The organism is Methylomonas sp. MK1, from assembly GCF_000365425.1.
Classification (GTDB): domain Bacteria; phylum Pseudomonadota; class Gammaproteobacteria; order Methylococcales; family Methylomonadaceae; genus Methylomonas.
The window spans coordinates 327856-351277 of the sequence record NZ_AQOV01000002.1; the positions used below are offsets into that span (position 1 = coordinate 327856).

At 51.8% G+C, this 23422-nt stretch carries 23 protein-coding genes and 1 other RNA gene; 15 read left to right on the forward strand and 9 right to left on the reverse strand.

Annotated features, from left to right (window positions below; all coding sequences use genetic code 11):
• Window positions 1-8 precede the first annotated feature (8 nt).
• The 4 genes from G006_RS0118365 (at window position 9) to G006_RS0118380 (ending at window position 3204) form a co-directional block, all read left to right on the forward strand.
• Complete coding sequence (locus G006_RS0118365; RefSeq protein WP_020484690.1) at window positions 9-383, forward strand: VOC family protein; 375 nt, start codon at window positions 9-11, stop codon at window positions 381-383.
• Between the two features lie 49 nt (window positions 384-432).
• Window positions 433-1119, forward strand: coding sequence for a helix-turn-helix transcriptional regulator (locus G006_RS0118370; RefSeq protein WP_020484691.1), 687 nt, complete (start codon window positions 433-435; stop codon window positions 1117-1119).
• Between the two features lie 118 nt (window positions 1120-1237).
• On the forward strand, window positions 1238-2659 hold the full coding sequence (locus G006_RS0118375; RefSeq protein ID WP_020484692.1) for a phosphomannomutase: 1422 nt from the start codon (window positions 1238-1240) through the stop codon (window positions 2657-2659).
• A gap of 98 nt (window positions 2660-2757) precedes the next feature.
• Entirely contained in the window at window positions 2758-3204 is a 447-nt protein-coding gene (locus tag G006_RS0118380; RefSeq protein ID WP_020484693.1) for a hypothetical protein, read from the forward strand.
• A 101-nt stretch (window positions 3205-3305) separates the two neighbouring features.
• Here G006_RS0118380 and cysN read toward each other — a convergent pair whose 3' ends face one another.
• Genes cysN through cysD form a run of 5 tightly spaced genes read right to left on the reverse strand, consistent with a single transcriptional unit; the run spans window position 3306 to window position 6958 of the window.
• Entirely contained in the window at window positions 3306-4931 is a 1626-nt protein-coding gene (gene cysN, locus G006_RS0118385) for a sulfate adenylyltransferase subunit CysN (RefSeq protein WP_020484694.1), read from the reverse strand.
• Window positions 4932-4987: 56 nt separating this feature from the next.
• On the reverse strand, window positions 4988-5365 hold the full coding sequence (locus G006_RS0118390; protein ID WP_020484695.1) for a type II toxin-antitoxin system death-on-curing family toxin: 378 nt from the start codon (window positions 5363-5365) through the stop codon (window positions 4988-4990).
• 2 nt (window positions 5366-5367) lie between these two features.
• Window positions 5368-5571: a hypothetical protein gene (locus G006_RS0118395; RefSeq protein WP_020484696.1), complete on the reverse strand. Its 204-nt coding sequence runs from the start codon at window positions 5569-5571 to the stop codon at window positions 5368-5370.
• 19 nt (window positions 5572-5590) lie between these two features.
• Window positions 5591-6022, reverse strand: a complete 432-nt coding sequence (locus tag G006_RS0118400) for an excalibur calcium-binding domain-containing protein (protein ID WP_020484697.1) — start codon at window positions 6020-6022, stop codon at window positions 5591-5593.
• A gap of 27 nt (window positions 6023-6049) precedes the next feature.
• Entirely contained in the window at window positions 6050-6958 is a 909-nt protein-coding gene (gene cysD, locus G006_RS0118405) for a sulfate adenylyltransferase subunit CysD (protein WP_026147155.1), read from the reverse strand.
• A 90-nt stretch (window positions 6959-7048) separates the two neighbouring features.
• On the opposite strand from cysD, the gene G006_RS0118410 reads away from it, so the two are divergent.
• Both G006_RS0118410 and G006_RS0118415 read left to right on the forward strand, forming a co-directional pair.
• Window positions 7049-7471: a hypothetical protein gene (locus G006_RS0118410; RefSeq protein WP_020484699.1), complete on the forward strand. Its 423-nt coding sequence runs from the start codon at window positions 7049-7051 to the stop codon at window positions 7469-7471.
• 115 nt (window positions 7472-7586) lie between these two features.
• The gene (locus G006_RS0118415) at window positions 7587-8957 is read left to right on the forward strand and encodes an O-linked N-acetylglucosamine transferase, SPINDLY family protein (RefSeq protein WP_020484700.1); all 1371 of its coding nucleotides are present in this window, start codon (window positions 7587-7589) and stop codon (window positions 8955-8957) included.
• Here the strand turns inward: G006_RS0118415 and trxC are convergent.
• From trxC to G006_RS0118435, 4 genes are read right to left on the reverse strand one after another with little or no spacing between them, the layout of a single operon-like run.
• The gene (gene trxC / locus G006_RS0118420) at window positions 8952-9386 is read right to left on the reverse strand and encodes a thioredoxin TrxC (protein WP_020484701.1); all 435 of its coding nucleotides are present in this window, start codon (window positions 9384-9386) and stop codon (window positions 8952-8954) included. The genes G006_RS0118415 and trxC overlap by 6 nt on opposite strands.
• A 56-nt stretch (window positions 9387-9442) precedes the next feature.
• Complete coding sequence (locus G006_RS0118425; RefSeq protein ID WP_020484702.1) at window positions 9443-10396, reverse strand: zinc metalloprotease HtpX; 954 nt, start codon at window positions 10394-10396, stop codon at window positions 9443-9445.
• 3 nt (window positions 10397-10399) lie between these two features.
• Window positions 10400-10708, reverse strand: coding sequence for a chaperone modulator CbpM (locus G006_RS0118430; RefSeq protein ID WP_020484703.1), 309 nt, complete (start codon window positions 10706-10708; stop codon window positions 10400-10402).
• A 3-nt stretch (window positions 10709-10711) separates the two neighbouring features.
• Window positions 10712-11656, reverse strand: coding sequence for a DnaJ C-terminal domain-containing protein (locus tag G006_RS0118435; RefSeq protein WP_020484704.1), 945 nt, complete (start codon window positions 11654-11656; stop codon window positions 10712-10714).
• A gap of 260 nt (window positions 11657-11916) precedes the next feature.
• Between G006_RS0118435 and ssrA the strand changes: the two genes are divergently transcribed.
• The 9 genes from ssrA (at window position 11917) to G006_RS0118475 (ending at window position 23419) form a co-directional block, all read left to right on the forward strand.
• Window positions 11917-12297: a transfer-messenger RNA gene (gene ssrA / locus G006_RS27990) on the forward strand.
• 162 nt (window positions 12298-12459) lie between these two features.
• Complete coding sequence (locus G006_RS0118440; RefSeq protein WP_020484705.1) at window positions 12460-12768, forward strand: nucleotidyltransferase domain-containing protein; 309 nt, start codon at window positions 12460-12462, stop codon at window positions 12766-12768.
• Window positions 12765-13223, forward strand: a complete 459-nt coding sequence (locus G006_RS0118445; RefSeq protein WP_020484706.1) for a hypothetical protein — start codon at window positions 12765-12767, stop codon at window positions 13221-13223. Before G006_RS0118440 ends, G006_RS0118445 begins: the two co-directional genes overlap by 4 nt.
• 56 nt (window positions 13224-13279) lie before the next feature.
• Window positions 13280-15070: a class I SAM-dependent DNA methyltransferase gene (locus G006_RS0118450; RefSeq protein WP_235048888.1), complete on the forward strand. Its 1791-nt coding sequence runs from the start codon at window positions 13280-13282 to the stop codon at window positions 15068-15070.
• On the forward strand, window positions 15060-16478 hold the full coding sequence (locus G006_RS0118455) for a restriction endonuclease subunit S (RefSeq protein ID WP_020484708.1): 1419 nt from the start codon (window positions 15060-15062) through the stop codon (window positions 16476-16478). Before G006_RS0118450 ends, G006_RS0118455 begins: the two co-directional genes overlap by 11 nt.
• A 166-nt stretch (window positions 16479-16644) precedes the next feature.
• The gene (locus G006_RS0118460; RefSeq protein ID WP_200860472.1) at window positions 16645-17883 is read left to right on the forward strand and encodes an ATP-binding protein; all 1239 of its coding nucleotides are present in this window, start codon (window positions 16645-16647) and stop codon (window positions 17881-17883) included.
• Window positions 17880-21038, forward strand: a complete 3159-nt coding sequence (locus G006_RS0118465; RefSeq protein ID WP_026147157.1) for a type I restriction endonuclease subunit R — start codon at window positions 17880-17882, stop codon at window positions 21036-21038. Before G006_RS0118460 ends, G006_RS0118465 begins: the two co-directional genes overlap by 4 nt.
• Window positions 21039-21243: 205 nt before the next feature.
• Window positions 21244-22416, forward strand: coding sequence for a methyl-accepting chemotaxis protein (locus G006_RS0118470; protein ID WP_020484711.1), 1173 nt, complete (start codon window positions 21244-21246; stop codon window positions 22414-22416).
• A gap of 22 nt (window positions 22417-22438) precedes the next feature.
• On the forward strand, window positions 22439-23419 hold the full coding sequence (locus tag G006_RS0118475; RefSeq protein ID WP_020484712.1) for a nitrate- and nitrite sensing domain-containing protein: 981 nt from the start codon (window positions 22439-22441) through the stop codon (window positions 23417-23419).
• The last annotated feature ends 3 nt before the right edge of the window (window positions 23420-23422 follow it).

Here is a 23422-nt window from a genome sequence, read left to right on the forward strand (position 1 = left end):
AGAACATTATGGTCAACAACTTAGCAACTTGGTTTGAATTACCCGTCATCGATATGCCGCGCGCACAGGAGTTTTATCGCGGCGTTTTAAACGCATCGTTCAAGGAGGAGGAAATGAGCGGCTATCAAATGGCGATTTTTGACGCTGAAGAAGGCGCGGTCAGCGGTATGTTGATATTGGGCGACCATTATCAGCCCAGCGCAACCGGCGCGGTGGTGTATTTCAACGGCGGCGCCGATCTGAACGAGCCCTTGGCCAAGGTAGAGGCAAACGGCGGTAGTGTATTGATGCCGAAAACCCCCATACACGATGGCGAATGCGGTTATTTTGCGATGTTGCTAGACAGCGAAGGTAATCGTGTTGGCCTGTATTCCCAAGCTTAACGGCAATTAAAACGGCGGGCAGTTTCAACCTTGACTGCCCGATCTACGGATGCGCCGCGCCGATCGTCTGTTTCAAATCGTCCAAATCCTGCGTAACCGGAGGCTGGTTACCGCCAAGGCGCTCGCCGAGCGTCTGGAAGTTTCCGAACGCACCATCTATCGCGACATCCAGGTCTTAAGCCTGTCCGGCATTCCTATCGAAGGCGAGGCCGGTGTCGGCTATATGCTGCGCCATAGTTTGGATATTCCGCCCATCATGTTCAGCGCCGCCGAACTGGAAGCCTTGGTAATCGGCGCGCGGATGGTTAGAACCTGGGCCGGTAAGGAGCTGGGCCATTCCGCTCAGTCGGTGCTGGATAAGGTGACGGCGGTGGTGCCGGCCGAACTGCGTGAGCAACTGGAGCGCAGCAAATTATTCGCGCTGCGTTTTTCGCAGCGCGAAGATTTGGATGTGACCATGGATATTTGCCGCAAGGCGCTGGACGGCAAGCGTTTGCTATCCATGGATTACCGCCGTGCCGACGGTACCTTCAGCCAGCGGCGGATCAGGCCGCTGGGCTTATATTTTTGGGGCAATGTCTGGACCTTGGTGGGTTGGTGCGAACTACGCGGCGACTTTCGCAATTTCCGGCTGGATCGTATCCTGCGGGCGCTGGTGCTGGATGAAGTATTTACCGACGACGCCGGCCAAACCTTACAGGATTTTATTCGGCGGATGCATTGCCTGCCGCAGTGAGATTTCCGGTAACGCTACGATTCGGGTTGCCGAAAATCAGGTTTTCTCTATCATGTCCAATTAGACCGGTAGAATTGCCGGTATTTTCATTTCATCGACTCTCAACTGCTCCTGACTCATGACAACAATCAACATCCAACAAATGATGGCCGACAGCGGCGTGGCTTTCGGCACCAGCGGCGCGCGCGGCCTGGTTAAGCAAATGACCGATGAAGTCTGCGCGGCGTATACGCTGGCGTTTATCCAAGGTTTAAATCTGGTCCGGCCCGGCCAAAAAATTGTTTTTGGTATGGACCTCAGGCCGTCCAGCCCTGAAATTGCTCAAGCTTGCATAGCAGGCATTCGTCAGGCCGGCTGCGAAGTGGATTTTTGCGGCGTGTTGCCGACGCCGGCGCTGGCTTTGTATGCGTTGGCGAACGGTCTGCCAGCGATTATGGTTACCGGCAGTCATATTCCGTTCGACCGCAACGGCATCAAGTTTTATCGGGCCGACGGCGAGATCAGCAAGGCCGACGAAGCAGCGATGACTAGCGCAACAGTGGACGTGCAAACTGTTTCCGCCGAGCTGCCGCCAGTCAATTCGGCTGCGCTGACGCAATTTCGGCAGCGTTACACCAGTCTATTCGGTCACGATTTGCTAAACGGCTGGCGAGTCGGCGTTTACGAACATTCCAGCGCCGCCCGCGATGTATTGAAAGACGTGCTGGCGGAATTGGGCGCTGAGGTAATCGGTTTGGAGCGAACAGATACCTTCGTACCTATCGATACCGAAGCGGTTGGGGAGGCGGATCGGCAGCGCGGCCGCAACTGGGCCGCCGAATATAAACTGGATGCACTGATCTCCACCGACGGCGACGGCGACCGACCCTTGATCGGCGACGAAACCGGTGAATGGCTGCGCGGCGATATTGTCGGTTTACTCTGCGCAAAGTTTCTGGGTGCGGACACGGTGGTAACGCCGGTTAGCTGCAATACCGCCATAGAGGCGTCCGGCTGGTTCAAACAGGTGATACGCACGCGAATCGGTTCGCCTTACGTGATTGCGGGCATGGAGCAAGTGCCAAGCGGCGGCGTGGCCGGTTTTGAAGCCAACGGCGGCTTTCTGGCCGGGAACGGTTTGTCCGTGAACGGCAAAGCCTTGGCACCATTGCCGACTCGCGATTCGCTGCTGCCGGCCTTGGCGTTACTGGCGATGGCTAGTACCCAAGGCGTGAAGTTATCGGGACTGTTGCAAGGCTTGCCGCAACGCTACACCGCCAGCGACCGTATCCAAGACTTTCCGGTAGCTAATAGCCGGGCTTTGCTGGAGCGTTTGCAAGCCGAACCTACGGCTTATCGTAGTTTGTGGGGCGATGAATTGGGTGAACTGGTTCATAGTGACGTCACCGACGGATTACGCTTGAGTTTTGCGAATGGTGAGATTGTGCATCTGCGCCCCTCCGGTAATGCGCCGGAACTGCGTTGTTATGCCGAAGCCGACGACATGGCGCGCGCTGAATCACTGGTTAGTTCCACGTTAAAACGGATTGCCGGGGTTTGAGAAATTGTATGGCACGTCAGTAATAGCGTTAATCAGCCGTTAAGTTTGGCTGGGGTATTCTGTCCCCGCGTTAATAACTATTACTAAGGAGTTTCACCATGCAACACAAAAATGTATTTTTGGCTTCACTGTTGTTAATTTCTGGCTCCGCTTTCGCCGAAAGCTCTGTTTTAGGCGGTATTGCCAAGCAAGCCGCGACCAACGCCGCCACTGCGGCAGTGCCGACTGCGGTGCCGGGCGCGACAACGGCAGTCCAGGCTGTCGAATCCGCGGGCGCGGCAAAACAGGCTGTACAAACAGCGCCTGGCGTGGTTAAGGATCAGGCCCAGGATGCGGTGAAAGACGCCGCGCAGCAAAAAGTGGAGCAGGCGGTGCCGGCGGAAGCCAAGCAAGGCGTGGAAACCTTGAAAGCCGGCAAGGAAGCGGCAACGGATCTGAAAGGCAAAGTCGATGCGGCACCTAAATCAACCGGCGAAGCGAGCAGCGTAGTAAAAGGCAAGGCTAAAGAAAAAGCCGCCGAAAAAGCGCTGGATCTATTGAAATAACAACTGTAGCTTGACGCGGAAACCTCTGCATTCGAGGTTTCCGCCCACTTAATCGCTAAAATCCTCATCCTGCTCACCGTCAAGCCGACGGTGAGTCCTCATTATCGAATCACTTCCCGATTTTTCAATGCAACGTAAATCTCATCGACGTTGTATTGATCGCAATCGAAGCTCAAATCGGCAACAGCCGGTTTTTCATCAAGGCATAAGCACAATAGACCGGCGTTCTTGATAGCAGTGGTCAGTGCGTCGTTCGCTTGCTCCAATACCGTGGTGGCGTGGCCCGTATCGAACAGTTTGCGTTCCAATTGATAAGCCACTTGTTTGGCATTGGCTCCGTTCAAGGCGATGATGCTGGCGGTTTGGCTGAAACGTATCGCCCGTTCGGCCGCAGACACCGGCGACCAGTCTTCCGCGCTGGCGTCGCCAGTGATCATGCCGGCGCCGACCGTGACGTTAGTCAGGCGGTCTATGACGATGAACGAACCGGTGGTTTTATTGTGTTTGTAAGGGTCGAACACCACCGGCGCATTGACCGTCACGGTGCAGGAGCCGATTTCGTTGAGTTTTAACTCCATAGCATCGTGGTGTTCCAGCGTGTTGACGTCGATGCGATGATGAATCATGGATATCGAGCCTGACACGCTGCGTGTCGCCAGTTTAATCACGTATTGCCGGCCAGGCACCATGGCTTGCTCGGTCATCCAGACGATAGTGGCCTTGAATTTGTCGGCGATGCTGGGTGCAGCTTGTTGCTTGCCAAGGATAATGTCGCCCCGGCTGACGTCGATTTCGTCTTCCAATGTCAAGGTTACCGCCATCGCCGCAAAAGCTTCGTCCAGTTCGCCATCGAAGGTGACGATGGATTTGATTTTGCTGGTTTTGCCGGACGGCAGCGCGGTAATCGCGTCGCCTTTATGAAATACGCCGGAGGCGACGGTGCCGCAAAAGCCGCGAAAATCCAAATTAGGGCGGTTGACGTATTGCACCGGGAAGCGGGCGTCGTCGAAGTTGTGGTCGCTGGCGATCTCGATACTATTCAGTAACTCCATCATCGGCATGCCGGTAAACCAGGGCATGTTGACGCTGGGGTTGACCACGTTATCGCCGTCCAAAGCCGACATCGGGATGAAATGCACGTCGTGTAAATCCAGGGTTTTGATAAACGCCAGATAGTCGTCTTGGATTTTCCGATAAGTGTCTTCGCTATAACCCACCAGGTCCATTTTATTGATGGCGACGATGATGTGTTTCAAGCCCAGTAGCGAGGCAATGAAGCTGTGGCGTTTGGTTTGAGTTTGCACGCCATAACGAGCGTCGATCAATATGACCGCCAAATCGCAAGTCGACGCGCCGGTGGCCATGTTGCGCGTGTACTGCTCGTGCCCAGGGGTGTCGGCGATGATGAATTTGCGGGTGGAGGTGGAGAAATAACGGTAAGCCACATCAATGGTAATGCCTTGCTCGCGCTCGGCTTGCAAACCATCGACCAGCAAGGCCAAATCGATCTTGCCGGCGCCGGTGGTGCCGGACTTCACGCTATCGGCTTGCACAGCCGCCAACTGGTCTTCGTAAATCATTTTCGAGTCGTGCAACAGGCGGCCGATCAGGGTGCTCTTGCCGTCGTCGACGTTGCCGCAGGTTAAAAACCGCAGCAGCTCTTTACGTTCGTGTTGCGCCAAGTAGGCGTTGATGTCGGTGCTAATTAAGTCGGATTGGTGGGACATGGGATTCCTAAGTGCCTTATTTGTTTAAAAGGTGCCGCGCTTTTTTTATAAAGCGCTTACTTGCAATATTGTTTTAATAAGTCGGCTAGTTCGTCACGACTCAATTGCCGGGTTGCTACATTAATTACCCATTCGTAGAGCTGGGTGTTGTCCATCGCCGGTTGTTTATGGTTGGCAGCCAGAAAAACCAGCATACAAGCAGCGGCGGCTCGCTTGTTGCCGTCCAAAAACGGGTGGTTATTGGCGAGCGAATAGCAATATTGAGCGGCAGTTTGAAAAATGTCGCTGCTGTAATGCCAGGTTTGTTGGGCTGCACCGAGCGCCGATTCCAGCAATGATTCATCTCTAATGCCTTGCGTACCGCCGAAGCGTTCTATTTGTTGCCTATGTATCGTTAATGCCAGGGTTTTCGAGATAAAAAACAAGTCGGGCATTGTTACTGCGCTAGTTTTGCAAAGGCGTCGGCATACTGATTCATCAATTGTTGATGAATCTTTAGGGCCTCTTCATCGTTAATTACGGTATCCGGTAACGATTGCGTTTGTTTATGTTCCAAAAACAAGACGAAATCCAATACCTCCGCTTGTAAGCGGGGTTCCAGCCTTACAAGGTGTTCTTGTATTTCTTCATGTAATTGCATGAGTTACTCGCTAAAAGACTTATCGGCACCACTGTTTTTCACAGGGAATGCCATCATTGTTGCCATCCATTTTGGTGTCCGGGCAGTTGTTGATGAAAAAAGTCGCTTCTTCGCATGAGGTCATTTGCGAGCAATACGTGCGACCGTCGCATGCGTATTTTTGCGCTTGGTGCTCTACTAAACTGGTCGTCGGCGCACTATCTGGGGGCTCGGGGTTTGAGTCACTCTGAAAAAAGCTCTTAACCTTATCGGCGATTTTGGTGCTGGGCGATTGTTCGTTTTTGACTTCTGCAAGCGGCTTCAAATTCGCGGTCTTGCGATCAACTTTGGTATCGCAAGCGGTGTCTGAATAGACGATGCGGCCATTTGTATCGGTGCATTTATAAACTACGCCTAAGCTATCCGCCGCATACAGAACGATGAACATCAATAACAAACTTTTGATCGCCATGTTCGCTGTCAACGCAGTGCCGGTCTGCTAGAAGTAGCCTTCGCGTTTCTTCTGTTCCATAGAGCCGGCTTGATCGTGATCGATCAAACGGCCTTGGCGTTCAGAGGTAGTGGTCAGCAACATTTCCTGGATGATTTCCGGCAGCGTGGTGGCTGTCGATTCAACCGCGCCGGTCAAGGGATAACAACCCAACGTGCGGAAACGCACCATTTTCATTTCGACTTTGTCGTCCGGGCCGATCGGCATGCGCTCGTCGTCGACCATGATCAGCATGCCGTCTTTTTCGACCACGGGCCGCTCTTTGGCAAAGTACAAAGGCACGATGGGGATGTTCTCCAGATGGATGTATTGCCAAATGTCCAGCTCGGTCCAGTTGGATAGCGGGAAAACGCGGATGGACTCGCCTTTATCGACTTTGCCGTTGTAGATGTTCCAGAGTTCCGGGCGTTGATTTTTCGGGTCCCAACGGTGATTTTTATCGCGAAACGAATACACCCGTTCCTTGGCGCGGGATTTTTCCTCGTCCCGCCGCGCGCCGCCGAAGGCCGCGTCGAACTGGTATTTGTTTAGGGCTTGTTTCAAGCCGTCGGTTTTCATCACGTCGGTATGTTTTTTACTGCCGTGGGTGAACGGGCCTATGCCTTGGGAGACACCTTCTTCGTTGATATGCACGATTAAATCCCAGCCCAGATCTTTCGCCATGTTGTTGCGAAACTCGATCATTTCCCGAAATTTCCAGGTGGTATCGACATGTAATAAGGGGAAGGGCGGTTTGCCGGGGAAAAAAGCTTTGCGCGTCAGATGCAGCATCACTGCCGAATCTTTGCCTATCGAATACAGCATGACCGGCTTTTCAAATTCCGCCGCCACTTCGCGAATGATATGGATGCTTTCTGCTTCGAGCTGTTTCAGATGGGTTAATTTATAATCGGTCATCAAATATCCGGGGCGCACGGCCATGTTTGCTGTGAAGTGTAAGCCCGCTATTTTAAAGGCAAACCCCCATCGACGCTATCGGCAAAGCTTATGAGACAGATACACGGACTGGAAAAATTGGTAGAGCAACAGCCGGGGCGACTCAATGCGCAAATACTGGCCGAGCTATTGCTGACCGATTTGCACCAGTGCCGTTGCAGTATTTACGGCACTATCGGCGATGACGACAGGGTATTGCTGGCGGAGCTGGCTTTGTTGCCGGGCGGCATTGAATACGAGATGTTCGATCAGCGTATCGATTTGGTCGTCGCCGGGCCGATACTGCGCAACGATTGCGTGCCGTTGACTTATCGCCTGCAAGGCGAGCAGTTTGCGCTCAGCGGCCGCTGCTCGATGATCGCCAGGGTCTGTGGTGTGGATTTATATTTGCAGCGCAGTTATACCGGGGTGGTCGGCGACATCGCCCGCCAGAAATTCGCTATTCCGCTCAAGCCGCTGTTGCAAATGCTGTAGCGCTTTAGTCGGCACCCCGATAAATCCGGCACTGCGACGGATTTGGGGTACCATGAGGTTCAGGTCCCGCGCATCTTCGCGGGCCATTGGGCAGGATGGCGACGGAGTCAGACAGATGAAATTCTATGATCGCAGTCGTAGCCTTTGCGAGTGGGAGCGGGTTGAGGAATGGCGCGAGAAAATGCGCGTTAGCCTGGCGGCTCAGGAAAGCAATAAAGTGTCGCCGTTTCATTTATTGTCGATACCCGGCGTATCGGCAGCAGAGCAGCGCTTGTGCGCCGATCTCTGGTTGAAAGATCGCATCGATGCCAGTGCGCTTGAGCGCGCCGATCTGGCGTTTAGTTATACTAATAATAATCGGCCAAAAATTCGTTTGGGTTATTTGTCCAGCGATTTTCACGAACACGCCACGGCTTTTTTACTGGCGGAGTTGTTCGAGGCGCATGATCGAGAGCAGTTTGAAGTGTATGCCTATTCGTATGGCCCGGACGACGGCCTGGGCATGCGCCAACGCCTTTGCGAGTTTTTTGACAGTTTTGTCGATCTGCAAGCTCTGTCTTTATCAGAAGCCGCCCAAGCCATTCACCACGACAATATCGATATTCTGATTGACCTAAAAGGTTACACCCGCGGCACCCGCACCGAGATTCTCAGCTACCGACCAGCGCCGATTCAGGTCAACTACCTGGGGTATCCCGGTACCTTGGGCGGCGACTTTTGCGATTACATCATCACCGATCCGTATCTGACCCCGGCGGCCAGTGCGGCCGATTACAGCGAAGCCTTTGCCTACCTGCCGGATAGTTATCAACCGCACGGCCGGCATGCGGAAATTGGTAAGCCGACCAAGCGCGCTCAGCATGGTTTGGACGAGCACGGCTTTGTATTTTGCTGTTTCAACCAGGCCTATAAAATTACCCCGGACGTGTTCGATATTTGGTGCCGGCTGTTATACAGCGTCCCGGGCAGCGTGCTGTGGCTGTTAAAAAACTCCAAAGCCAAGGGCCGGCTCAGAAACGAAGCCTATCAACGCGGCATTGCGCCGGATAGATTGATATTTGCCGACGATTTGCCGCAGGTCGAACACTTGGGCCGCCTGGCCTTGGCCGATCTGGTGCTGGATACCCAACCTTACAACGCGCATACCACCGCCAGCGATGCCTTATGGGTGGGGGTGCCGATAGTCACTTGCGTCGGCGATACCTTTGCATCCCGGGTAGCCGGAAGTTTGCTGCACGCGATTGGCTTGCCGGAATTGATAGCCGCCGATTTGGAAGGCTATTACGATTTGGCCCTGGAACTGGCGACCAACCCGGCACGCTTAAGCGAAGTCAGGCAAAAATTGGCAGACAATCGCTTAAGCACACCACTGTTCGATATCAAGGCTTATACCCGGCATTTGGAAGCCTTGTACAAAACCATGTGGCAGCGGCACGTCGCCGGCGATTTGCCGATAGCCATCGGCCAAACCGAGCCGCGTTTATAGCTGGCTGTTTACCCAGCGCACGATGTCTGGCGCGCTCAGTGCGCCGGCTTGTCTGGCCAGTTCTCGACCGCCTTTAAACAAAATCAAAGTGGGAATACTGCGAATGTTATAACGGGCGCTGAGCGCCTGCTCGGCTTCGGTGTCGACTTTACCCAAGCGAATCCGTGGTTCCAAAACCTGCGCGGCTTGGGCAAAGGCCGGAGCCATCATTTTGCACGGTCCACACCAGTCTGCCCAAAAATCCACCAGCAGTGGAATGTCGTTGCGCGCCAGATGTATTTCAAAACTTTTCTCAGTCAACGCCAAAGGATGGCCGCTGAATAATTCTTGGTGGCATTGTCCACATTTTGGGCTTTGCGACAGACGGGCCGCCGGCAGGCGGTTTACCGCTTGGCAATGTGGGCAGACTAAATGTAGGGATTCGCTCATATTGTGTTCTCGAATATAAGTATCGGCGAATTGATTCGCCCGTCAAAATTAACCGACTATCGCCACAAACCGCCGATGCGCCAACGCGCTGGCCGGACAATCACCCGGCTACCGTAAGCCGGCGCGATGAACGGCTCGTGCCAACGGGTTTGCGGCCGGCTGGGGCTCAAGGCTTGCAGGCGGCGTACCCGTTCAGCGGTCGGCGGATGAGTGCGCAGCCAAGACGGTTCCGGATTGCCCCAGCCTGGCAGTAGTATCGACTTCCAACCGCCGCTGACTTGTTCGATATGCGCCAAGGCTGTCGCCAATCCCAGTGGATCGCCGGTCAGCGCCGCCGCATTCAGGTCGGCATCGTATTCGCGGATGCGCGATAAGCCCAACTGCATCAATAAGGCCAAATGCGGTGAAAACAACAGCAGCAACAAGCCAGGCCAATTGATTTGAAAGCTGATTTCGCCGAACAGCAGCAAAGGGATGGACAGCAACAAAAACAACTGTCCGGTGGCGGCGAATAAAGCGGTAATCCGGCTAATCGCATCGGCCAAGCCCATCACCCGCAAATCGTTATTGGCGATATGCGCCATTTCGTGCGCCAACACGCCGGCCAGTTCCCGCGAGTTAAGTTGCTTGAATAATCCATCGGTCAACGCAATTGCCGATTGTTGGCGGCTTCCGACCGCAAAGGCGTTGATAAGCGGGCTGGGAATGTAATACGGCGCTGGGACGCTGGGCAGTTCGGCGCGTTCGGCCAGCACCTGTAGCATTTGCCACAGCGCCGGCGCTTCTTGCGGATGGATAGGCCGCGCGCGATAAAGACTTAGCGTCAAGCGCCAAGCCGCCGCCGGTTCGAAGATCAGCGCAAATACGCCGGTCGCCAAGGCGATCCAGATGCCTTCTTCCCCAAACAACAGGCTGCCGGCCAAGGTGCAGATTGCCAATAGTGCCAACATTAATAGCACTGTTTGCAGGCGGTTAAGCCAGCTATGACGATGCCATTCGATGCTCTGCATAGCCTACTCCAGGCCGGCCCGGCGCAAGCGGCGGCGCAATTCGTCGATCTCTTCCTGCATATCCGCCACCAGCGCGGCCAGCTCCGGTACCGCTTCGAAATTGCGTTCCAGACTGACGATACGTCGCACCCGCACCAGATGCGCACTGGAAAAACGCCATTCGCTTTGCTGCTGCGGTAGCGGGTTGAGTAAGCCTTCTTCAATATGCCGGGTAATCCATTCCGGCTCTACCGCGCAGATGGCCGCCAGCTGCTGCAATGTCAGGCCGCTGTCTTCCAGAACGGCGTCTATCAAGTTCTCGGCTGATGGCATGCTTTAACTCCTGTGCTGAGCGCGCGGGTCGAAAGCCAGTTCGCGCGCCATGGTTTCGTAAAGTGCTTTGGCTTTGGCCGTGTTGGCCGGCGGCAATACCACCTGAATATCCAACAACAAATCGCCCGGCGTCGCGCTGGGGATGCCCTTGCCGCGCAGCCGCAATTGTTGGCCGCTTTGTGTGCCTTCCGGGATGCGCACTTTCAGGCCGGTATCGAATAAATTCACCGGCACCATTGCGCCCAGCGCCGCTTCCCAAGGCGTGACCGGCAGGCTCATATGCAGATTGCTACCGTCCACCCGCAAACGCGGATGCGGATTGAAATGTACCTCCAGCAACAAATCGCCGGGTTTGCCGCTGCCCATGCCCGGCGCACCTTGGCCGGCTAGACGGATGATTTGGCCTTCGTAGACGCCCTTGGGAATTTTTACGTTCAAGGTGCGCGTATCCAAAACCACATGGCCGCCGGCATCCATACGCGGCACCCGCAAGCTGATTTGCCGGGCCGCGCCGTTAAAGGCGTCGGCTATATCCAGCAGTACTTTGGCGTGATGATCTTCGCCTTGGGCATGAAAACCGGCTTGGCCGTCAAAGGGCCCGCCGCGAGCTCGGCCGGCGCCCATCTTGCCGAATAATTCGCTGAAAAAGTCGCCGAAATCGGCCGTATCGGTGCTGGAAAACTCGAAGCCGGCATCCCAGTTCGGCGGTGGATGAAACTCCTGGCCCGGTTGATAGCCGCGTCCCAATTGATCGTAAGCCGCGCGCTTTTCCGTATCGGACAGCACGGCATAGGCTTCGTTGAGTTCCTTCATGCGCGCCTCGGCATTCGGTTCCTTCGAAACATCGGGATGATACTTGCGGGCCAGCTTGCGGTAAGCTTTTTTGATGTCTGCCAGCACCGCATCGCGACTCACGCCGAGAATTTGATAATAATCTTTATATTGCACGCAATGGCTCCTGTTGATGCTGTGACGAGGGCTTGGGCGTTATGGTTGTCTATGACTTATAGCGGATAGCCGGGCCTCCGACAACTTATAAAACAAGGTTTAGCAACATCGAACGATATAGGGTTTGAGTTGCCGCAGATCAAGGTTTAATTTGCGGCATTACTGTTCAGGCGATTGGGAAAAAGGCCCTCTTGAAATAATTGATTTAAAACCTATATAGCTGACAATTATTTTATCGATTTGATAAGATACAACTTCTTGGGGGCGACATGGCTTCGACGTGGGTAGCAAAACCTCAGGTGCATGCCGAGCACAGTACAGCTCGTAAAACCTACTGAAAACAAGTATTCGCAAACGACGAAAACTACTCAGTGGCCTTAGCAGCTTAAAACCTGCACCACTTCTCTGACCAGATGTACTTATGCGTCTGGAGTCTCCTTCGGGGGGCGCTCAGGGATCATATTACATAAGCTCGCGCCAAGGCTTAGTTCGGAGCCCGAAGCGCTAAATCCAATCGAAATCGCTGTTGATCCTCTTGGCCCGACGGGTAGTCAACAGTTAAATTAAAAGCGCGGGATAAGCATGTAGAGCTTGTGGCGGAGTGCTTGCGGACGCGGGTTCAATTCCCGCCGCCTCCACCAAGAATGAGTATTAAAAGTCCTAAGATGTACCGAACCCTGCGAGTTTCAAGACTTCGCGGGGTTTTTTATGTCTGGTAAAGTCTACTAAAATCACAGTACCCGTTCGTTTACCTGAGTATATGGCTGAAAGTCTTGCAAATGCTGTTGAAGGAGCAATAAACCATGCGGTTATCACAATCTCAAGCCCAAACAATACGTGAAAGCGTCTTAAGCAACTTCGGTGAAGATGCTCATGTGTGGTTGTTCGGCTCAAGAGCCCGGGATGACGAAAAAGGTGGCGACATCGATCTTTATATTGAGGTCCAAGCGCAATCGGCAGCGGACTTGATCAATAGTAAGTTGAAATTTCTACGTGATTTACACAAAAGGCTCGGGGATCAAAAAATCGACGTCGTGTTGCGTAAGGCCAATGGCTCGGTTGACTTACCTATTTATCAAATTGCTAAACAGACCGGGATTAAGTTGCAATGATTACAGCCATACAAGAGATACTAAAAATCTGTGACCGTCATGCCGATAGGTTGCGGTGGGCTGTAAGTCAACTGCAATGCCATGCCCCATTTGACGAACACGGTTTAAGTCGTTTGACCGATACTGAGATTGCCGTTTTGGATCAGTTTTCTGTCCGATTTGGGAAATTGCAGGATGCAATGGGCGCCAAGCTGTTCCCGGCGGTGTTAGAGCTGACAAAAGAACCGGGGGAATTAAAAGCTTTTATTGATAAGCTGAATCGCCTTGAAAAAATTGGTGCGATTCCATCAGCGGATGATTGGTTGTTGCTGCGTGAAGTCAGAAACACCTTTGCACATGATTACCCTGATGATCCTGAACTCAAAGCAGAAATCATCAATAAGGCGCTTGATCTAACAGCTTCCCTTCTTGATGTGTTGGATTCTGTAAAACGTTTCGTCCAACCTTATTTGTAGTGATTGGTAAACACCGATAACCCCCACAAGACGCCAGAAATAATTTAAAAAACCTAATGCCTATGGTCAACATCGACGAACAACAGTTTTTAAACAACCTCGATAAAAAACTCTGGACCAGCGCCGACAAACTGCGCTCCACCCTGGACGCCTCGCAATACAAACACACGGTACTCGGCTTAATCTTTTTAAAATACGTCAGCGACTCGTTTGACATTCGGCGCCAAGAGCTAACGGAGCAATTTAAAAACCCTGGCCACGAATACTACCTAGACCCCGCCGACTTTGGCGGCGAGGACAGCGCCGACTACCAAGCTGAAATCAACACCGAACTGGAACAACGCGACTACTACGCCGAAACCAATGTATTTTGGGTGCCGAAAGTAGCGCGCTGGGAGTTTTTGCAAAATCAGAACAAAGTCGTCATTAACAGCGTCATTTGGCTGACTAAAGCCGGTGACGTACTGACCCAAGCGCCGGCAGATGACACCGAAAAACGCCTTTGCACCCGCATCAGCTCGGTCGGGCAGTTAATCGACCACGCGCTGGAAGCCATCGAACACGACAACGCCAAACTCAAAGGCATCCTCAACAAACGCTATACCAGCCTGCAAATCGATCCTGCCAAACTGGGCGAGCTGATTGACCTGATCGCCACCATCCCCTTCAAGCATGCCAGCCTCAGCAGCAAAGACATTCTCGGCCATGTTTACGAATACTTTCTCGGCCAATTTGCCTTGGCCGAAGGCAAGAAAGGCGGGCAGTTTTACACGCCAAAATCCATCGTCAGCTTGATCGTGCAAATGCTGGAACCGTTTAAAGGCCGCGTCTACGATCCGGCGATGGGCAGCGGCGGCTTTTTTGTACAATCGGAAAACTTTATCCGCGAGCATCAAGGCCGTATTGGCGATGTGTCGATTTACGGCCAGGAATACAACCACACCACTTGGCAGTTGGCCGCCATGAACATGGTGATACGTGGCATCGACTTTAACTTTGGCAAAGAACCCGCCAACACCTACACCAACGACCAACACCCCGATTTACGCGCCGACTTTGTGATGGCTAATCCTCCGTTCAATATGCGCGAGTGGGATACCGGTGTCAGTGACGACGACCCGCGCTGGGTATATGGCAAACCGCCCAGCGGCAACGCCAACTTCGCCTGGCTGCAACACATGCTTTACCACCTGGCGCCCAACGGCAGCATGGGTTTGCTGCTCGCCAACGGCTCCATGAGCTCCAACACCAATAACGAAGGTGAAATCCGCAAAGCGCTGATCGAAAATGACTTGGTGGAATGCATGGTCGCCTTGCCCGGCCAGTTGTTCACCAATACCCAAATCCCCGCCTGCATCTGGTTTTTAACCAAAAACAAAGGTCCACGCACCTCCGCCAGTGGCAAAACCTTACGCGATCGCAAAGGCGAAATCCTGTTTATCGACGCCCGCAATCTGGGCTACATGAAAGACCGCGTATTGCGCGACTTTACGCAGGACGATTTAAACAAAGTCACCGAGACCTTTTATTGTTGGCAAACCGTAGGTTGGGGTGAGGAACGAACCCCAACGAATGCCGAAGCCGATGTTGGGGTTCCTAACGTCACCCCAACCTACGCCGACATCCCCGCATTTTGTAAATCTGCCACCCTGGCCGATATTCAAAAACACGACTATGTCCTTACCCCAGGCCGTTATGTTGGCGCAGCCGATGCCGTGGACGATGGCGAAGCCTTTGCCGACAAAATGGTACGCTTGACCGCACAGCTGAAAAGCCAGTTTGAACAGAGTGACAAGTTGGAAGCCGAGATTAAAAAGAACTTGGCGGGGTTGGGTTATGAGTGTTGATGGTTGGAAAAATGCAACTATTGAATCTTTAATAGCTGATGGAGTTATTATTACCCACAAAGATGGAAATCACGGTTCTAATTATCCTAGAGCATCAGAGTTTGGTAAGAGAGGTGTGCCTTTTATTACAGCTAAATTATTAGATGATTCCGGGAATATTGATATTGAAAACGCTCCTAGATTAAATAATAACAAAGCAAGTAAATTTACTTTTGGTTTCATTCAGGCCGATGATGTCTTACTGTCTCATAATGCAACGGTAGGAAGAGTTGCTGTGGTGCCAATGCTAAACGAACGAGTGTTAATAGGTACATCTTTGACTCTATATAGATTAGATATAACGAGATTATTGCCTAAGTACCTTGCCGCTTATTTTTCTGGTCGCGAATTTCAAAATCAACTTGCATCCGTGATGAGTCAAACGACTAGAAATCAGGTTCCAATCACTTCGCAAAGAAAATTATCTATAGTTATTCCGCCTTTAAATGAACAGGAAAAGGTTGCGGATATATTAGAGTCTTTTGATAAAAAAATAGAACTCAACCGCCAAACCAACCAAACCCTAGAACAAATCGCCCAAGCCATTTTTAAAAGCTGGTTTGTCGATTTTGAGCCGGTGAAAGCCAAAATGGCCGCCAAACAAGCAGGCGCAACTGCCGAGCAAATAGAACAAGCCGCCATCTGCACCATCAGCGGCAAAACCCCGGAACAACTCGCCCAACTCGACCCGCAAACCCTAAAACAACTCAAAACCACCGCCGCCTTATTCCCCGATGCCTTGGTGGATTCTGAGCTGGGGGAAATGCCGGAGGGGTGGGAAGCGAAGCCTTTAGGTAATTACTTAGAAATAAAGCGGGGTGGCTCACCAAGGCCAATAAATGAATACATGGTTGAAAAAGGATTGCCATGGACAAAAATTGCCGATGCTACAGCTGAACCTAGTCCCTTTCTGTTTCGTACGAAAGAGTTTATTAAAGAAGAAGGTTTGAAAAAGACAGTTCTATTAAAAAAAGGTACTTTGATTTTAACTAATAGCGCGACACCAGGGTTGCCAAAGTTTCTCGAGTTAGATGCATGTATTCATGACGGGTGGCTCCATTTTCCAAATAAGAAATTATTTACTGATAATTACTTATATCAGCTTTTTTTAGATATTAGAAAAGCACTTATTGCCCAAGGTAATGGAAGTGTATTTACAAATTTAAAAACAGACATACTCCGAAATCAGGTTGTTGTCGTGCCTCCTCAAGATTTAATAATTAAATTTGAAGATACTATCCAATTGATTTTTATGCAGCTAAAAGAGAATTGCAAAGAAATTAATGTGCTTACTGAATTAAGGGATTCCCTACTCCCCAAACTCCTCTCCGGCGAAATCACCCTTGCAAATCAAGATGAGGCGTCATAATCCCTAACGGTTGTTCAGGCTTGGTCGCGCTATTTTCAAGTGGTAATCTACAATTGGACGCTGACTTAACCAGCAATTGGACGGCGTTTAAACCTACAATTGGACGGTGACTTAACCAGCAATTGGACGGTAAAATAGGCCGGAATGATTGGCACTGGGAGCGGTTGTGGCGGAACAGAGTGTGTATGTGCGGCATATGATGCCTGTGTTGCAGGCGGCGCTGGCCGATACGCCGGTGGTGTGTTTGTTGGGGCCCAGGCAGGTGGGTAAAACCACGCTGGCACAGCAGGTAGCGCCCAGTACGCCTTATATTAGTTTTGACGACCCGAATTTGGTCACGGTGGCGCAACAGGATCCGGTGGGTTTTGTGGCGGGCTTGCCTGCATCGGTGGTGCTGGATGAAGTACAGCGGGTGCCTGGGTTGTTTACGGCCATTAAAGCATCGGTCGATAAAGACCGGACGCCGGGGCGATTTTTATTGACCGGTTCGGCCAATTTATTATTGTTGCCCAAGGTACAAGAGTCGCTGGCGGGGCGCATGGAGATTGTGCTGTTGCAGCCCTTGTCGGAAATGGAAAAGCAGGGCGGCCACTATTGCTTGTTACAAGCGCTATTAGACGGCAGTATTAAAACAGAGATTAGCGGTGAGCAAACCGTGGTGCCAGGGTTGGCCGAGGCTGTTTGCAGCGGTGGCTACCCGGAACCGTTGCGGCGCAATCCCGCTCGAGCCCGGCAGTGGTACAGGCAGTATCTAAACGCGATTATGCAGCGCGACGTTAACGATATTACGGCGATTAAATCTACCGATGATCTGGCCAAATTGATGGCTTTGTTGGCGTATCGCACGGCCAATTTGTTGAATGTCAGCGGCTTGTCCAACGAATTGGACATCAACCGCGAAACGGTAGAAAAGTATTTGGGTATTTTGGAACGTTTGTTTTTAGTGCGGCGTTTGCCTGCCTGGCATCGCAATGACGCTAAACGTTTAATTAAAACCCCCAAGATCCATGTCGTCGATTCCGGATTGGCGGCGGTGTTACATCGTTTGGCAATGGAAGATTGGTCGTTTCAAAGTACTGAGTTTGGCGGGCTGCTGGAGAGTTTTGTGGTGCAGCAGTTTATTTGCCAGGCGGGTTGGGTCGATAGCGATTTAAAGTTTTCGCATTATCGCGATAAAGATCAGGTTGAAGTGGATTTGGTGATTGAGCGCGGGCGCGAGGTGTGGGCGGTTGAGGTAAAGCGCGCCAGTAGCTTTAATGAAAATGATGGTGCCGGTTTGGCCAGGCTGGCCTTACAGGCAGGCGAACAGTTTAAGGGGGGGATTTTGTTGTATTCAGGAAGTAATTGTTTGCCCATGAAGCAGGCCAACTGCTTTGCCGTGCCTATGGACAGGTTATGGTCATGATCAGCGAAGACCAACTGGAACAGCTTTGCCTCGATTGGTTTCAATCCATTGGCTATAGCTACGCCAATGGTTATGACATTGCGCCCGATGCTGAGCATCCAGAACGGGTCGATTACCGGCAAGTAGAGTTATTTGACCGTTTACTGAGTCAACTGCAAAAAATCAACCCGCATATTCCGCTCGATGTACTGGAGCGCGTCTCCCAGCAAATCGCCAAACCGGAATCGCCGGTGTTAATCAAAAGCAACCATGTGTTTCATCGCCTGTTATTAGAGGGCGTGAAAGTTGATTTTAAAATCGACGGCGAAGAGAAAACCGATTACGTGGCATTGCTGGATTTTGCCACGGTCAGCAATAACCAGTTTTTGGTGGTGAATCAATACACGATTGCAGGCAGCAAGGGCCATCGCCGCCCGGATGTGGTGGTGTTTGTGAATGGCTTGCCGTTGGCGGTGCTGGAGCTGAAAAATCCGGTAGACCTTAACGCCGATATTTGGGCGGCATATCAGCAGTTGCAAACTTATAAGGATGAAATTAGCGATTTATTCATCTTTAACGCGGCACTGGTCGTTAGCGATGGTTTGCATGCGCGGGTGGGGTCGCTGACCGCCAATAAAGAGCGGTTTTTGCCGTGGCGCACACTGGCAAATGAAGACGACAAGCCGCTGTTTGAATATCGTTTGGAAACCTTGGTGAAGGGCTTTTTTCAGCCGGAATTGTTTTTAGATTATCTGCATTACTTTATTTTGTTTGAGCAGGACGACGGCCAATTGATTAAAAAGATTGCCGGTTATCATCAGTTTCATGCTGTGCGCGAGGCGGTAAAAGCCACGGTCATAGCTGCGCAGCAGATAGACGACCGTTCAGCCGAGCCCCGCGCGGATTATGCACAGCGGGTGGTGCCGGGTTCTGGGAAAGCGGGAGTGGTGTGGCATACCCAGGGTTCGGGCAAGTCGATTTCGATGGTGTGTTATGCCAGTAAATTATTGGCGCAGCCGGAAATGAATAATCCCACCATCGTGGTAGTGACCGATAGAAACGATTTGGACGGCCAGCTGTTTAATACCTTCAGCATGGCAGTCGAAACGTTGAAACAAACCCCGGTGCAGGCCGGTGATCGTGATGATTTGCGCGAGATGTTGGCCGCACGCCAAGCGGGTGGGATTATTTTTACCACCATCCAAAAGTTTGCCTTGCTGGCCGATGAAACCAGTCATCCGGTATTAAGCAATCGCCACAATATCGTGGTGATTAGCGATGAAGCGCACCGCAGCCAATATGGCGATAAAGCCAAGCTAAATGCCAAAGGCCAATATACCTTTGGTTATTCCAAGCATTTGCGCGATGCCTTGCCCAGCGCCAGTTTTATCGGCTTTACCGGTACACCGATTGCCGCGCAAGATAAAGATACGCGCGCGGTGTTTGGCGATTATGTGTCGATTTACGATATTCAAGACGCGGTGGATGATGGCGCGACGGTGCCGATTTATTATGAATCGCGCCTGGCCAAGCTGGACATCAACACGGCAGACATCGAAGCCTTGAATGCGGAAGTGGACGAAGTCATCGAGGATGAAGAAGACATCGCCAGCCGCGAAAATACCAAATCTAAATGGGCGGCCTTGGAAAAGCTGGTGGGGAGTGCGCCGCGCGTGGAGCAGGTGGCTAAGGATTTGGTGTGTCATTTTGCAACCCGCGTTGCCAGTATGCCCGGCAAGGCCATGATTGTGTGCATGAGCCGGGATATTTGCGTGGAGCTGTATAACGCCATTGTGGCGCTTAAGCCCGAATGGCACGATGCCGACCCCAACAAGGGGGCGATCAAAATTGTGATGACCGGTTCGGCCTCTGACCATGCCAAGCTTCAGGCGCATATTTACAGCAAAACCACTAAAAAGCTGTTTGAAAAGCGATTTAAAGACAGTAACGACCCGCTGCAATTGGTGATTGTGCGCGATATGTGGCTGACGGGTTTTGATGCGCCGTGTTGCCATACCATGTATATCGACAAGCCGATGAAAGGCCACAACCTGATGCAAGCCATTGCACGGGTGAATCGGGTGTTTAAAGACAAGCCCGGCGGCTTGGTGGTGGACTATATCGGCATTGCCAGCGAGCTGAAGCAGGCGCTGAAAACCTACACCGATTCCAAAGGCAAAGGCGCACCCACGCTGGATACCCATGAGGCCTATGCACTGCTACTCGAAAAACTGGATATAGTGCATGGCATGATGCAGGGCTTTGATTACAGTGCCTTTGCCACCCAGGCTTTGCAGTTATTGCCGGGCGCGATGAATCATATTTTGAGTTTGCAAGGCAGTAATGGTGAGTTAGACGGTAAAAAGCGTTTTTTCGAGGTAATGACCTTATTAGTCAAAGCGTATAGCTTATGCAGCACGCTGGATGAAGTCGCCCCGCTTAAAATGGAAATTGCCTTTTTAAGCGCGGTGAAAGCCTCGTTAACTAAAAACACCACAGTGGATAAACGCTTAAGTGATGAAGAGAAAAACTCGGCGCTAAAGCAGATCATTGATAACGCGATTGTCGCCGATGGCGTTGATGATATTTTTAGCTTGGTGGGTTTGGACAAGCCCAATATTGGCTTGCTGTCGCCAGAATTTATGGATGATGTCGCCCAACTGAAGGAAAAAAATCTGGCGGTGGATTTGCTGGAACGTTTGCTGCGCGATGAAGTGAACGCGCGGATGAAAACCGATGTAGTATCCGAGAAAAAATACTCTGAGCGCATTCTGGAGTCTTTGCGCAAATACCACAACCGCGCCATCGAAACCGCTCAGGTAATTGAAGAGCTGATTGCGATTGCCAAAGACATGCAGGCGGATTTGGCGCAAGCGGAAAAACTGGGTTTAAATCCGGACGAAATCGCCTTTTACCGGGCCTTGATTCAAAATGAATCGGCCGTGCGGGAATTGGGTGATAACAACCTGCGCGAACTGGCGAAATATATTACTGAGCAATTACGCAATAGCACGACGGTCGATTGGGCCAAACGCGATAGCGTGCGGGCCCGATTGCGGAATCTGGTCAGAAGGGCTTTGCGGCGCTGGAAGTATCCACCCGATAAAGCCGACGAAGCGGTTGAGTTGTGTCTAAAGCAAGCCGAGGTACTCAGTGAGGCTTGGAGTGTGGGCTAATAAGCCACCGAATGGATTTCGGTACCTGGCCCTGGTCAACTCGCTGTCGATTTTGAGTCAACTTGGTGCGTATTTTTGTGAACTCCAACGGGAAGTTCGTCCTTTTGGTGCGTCGCGCCTCTATTTGGCTTGGGCGGCATTGAGCAATATCGCTGGCGAGAAAATTGCTGGCAAATCGGCATGTCTCAACTGAAGGCGCATCAAAATGTCCGTATTGCTGATTAACTCGTTTCTCGGTCGCTTCAAGCTAAAAAGTAAATTTGCGCTGATATTTACGCTGATTGTTTTGGCCGGCGTGCTGACCCTGATTATGCTCGTCGATGCGGGTCTGTCAATTTCCGGGTCACAATGGCTGGTGATAGTCTCCGCTAATCTGGCTTGGATAGTGGCGTTGTTAGCAATGTATTCTTCCCTATCGGGTGCGATTGCGGCATTGATCGGCGCACACAGGCAGTTAGAGCTTGGCAACTTCAATATGCGTCTGCAGCTTACCGGTCAGGATGAGCTGTCGCAGTTGTATAGCGGTTTTAACGAAACCGCCAAAGCGTTGGGCCGGCGCCTAGGCGATGTGCATGCGTCTATTCAAGAAGTGACCTATGCCGCCGACCAACTCAACCAGGGTGCCGGTTTCGTCGCCGAAAAACTCGATAACCAACGCGAAAGAACCACGATGATGGCGGCGGCCATTGAACAAATGTCAGCCAGTATCATGGGCGTGGCGGGGCAATGCCGGGACGCTGAAAAAATATCGTCGACCACGCAGCAGCTTTCCCAGCAAGGCCATCGCGCCATCGAAAGCTTTATTGCCGATATGAAGGCGTTGTTCGGCGAAATTCAGGACTTGGCTCAATTGATGCAGAATCTAGAATTGCATTCACAGCAGGTTGCCAGTATCTCGGAAGTGATTAAAGCCATTTCCGATCAGACCAACCTTCTGGCTCTGAATGCGGCGATAGAAGCCGCACGAGCCGGGGAATACGGTCGCGGCTTTGCCGTGGTGGCCGACGAAGTTCGCTCGCTGGCGCAACGGGTGCGGCAATCGGCCGAGGAAATAACCGGTACCACCGAAGCCGTCAGGGAAAAAATTTATCTGGCCGCGCAGTCCATCGCCGCCACTCGGGATCAAACGGAAAAAGGCATTGACAAAGCCTTCGAAGTTGAACAATCGCTGGCCGAGATTCGGCAGTATGCGGATCAAGCCTTAAATAACGTAACGATGATAGCAACCAGCGCCGAACAGCAAACCCAGGTAAGCCAGGAAATCGGCCGCAACATCGAGACGATTGCTCAAAGCGTTGAACAAAACAGCAATGCGGCCCAGGAATCAGCGGAAATAGCCAGGCATTTGGCTAAATTGGCGCAAATCGTCGCTCATTAACCAATATAAAGGGGAATTAGACGTGCCCGATTATGTTTCTGAATTGTTTTTATTGGCGGCGGTGATCGCCAGTACTGCTGCATTTATGTGCTACAAAAATCGCCAGACGCGCCTTGACCATCTACGTGGGCAATTGCATAGTCTGGAAATCACCGGCGCTTTGAAAAACCTATTGACGCAGATACAACAACATCGCGGCATGGTGAGCGCTTATTTGAACGGCGATCTGAGCTTTAAATATAAAATCGCGGTCTTGCAATCCGGCATTGATCGGCAGCTCGATCAACTCTCTGGGCAGTTCAAGCGGTCGCCGGAATCGTGTCAGTCGTTCGTTGACATTCGCGATGCCTGGAAGCAACTACACCCTTCCGCGTTGCATCTGACCAAGGAAGTAAGTTTCGAACGGCACTGTTTATTGGCCGGTACTATTCTCAATTTGATAAGAGATATAGCGGAGCATAGCCAATTACATCAGGAAAGTATTTGTCCGTTCAGCTTTATAGAAATTCTATGGCATCTATTGCCGGATACCGCGGAGGCGATAGGTCAGGCACGCGCTATCGGCACCGGCGTGGCCGCGGCTGGCCGCTGTCGGATCACTGATAGGATCAAGCTGGGTTTTCTGATTACGCGTATCCGCCAGGCCATCGAACGGGTTGAAGCCGGCATGGGCAACGCCGATATATCCATGGTTGCCGATAACCGCTTTCAGCAGTCTTCGGCTGCGGTTCATGTGCACATTACCAGTTTAATTGGCCATATCGAACAAAAATTGCTGACTGTGGATAAGCCGGCGATCGATCCGGTGGCCTTCTTTGACACCGCCACGGGGACATTGAACAGTATTTTTGCTCTTTACGATCAGGGCGAAGTGATTACAAGCCATGCCTTGCAAAACCAACTGGCAAGTGCCAGACGTAGTAGCAATCAGTCTTTCGCTATCGTGTTGGTAAGCTTGGTTTTTTTACTGGCTTCGTTGGTTTTGAAGCATGGGGTTTCTTAATCA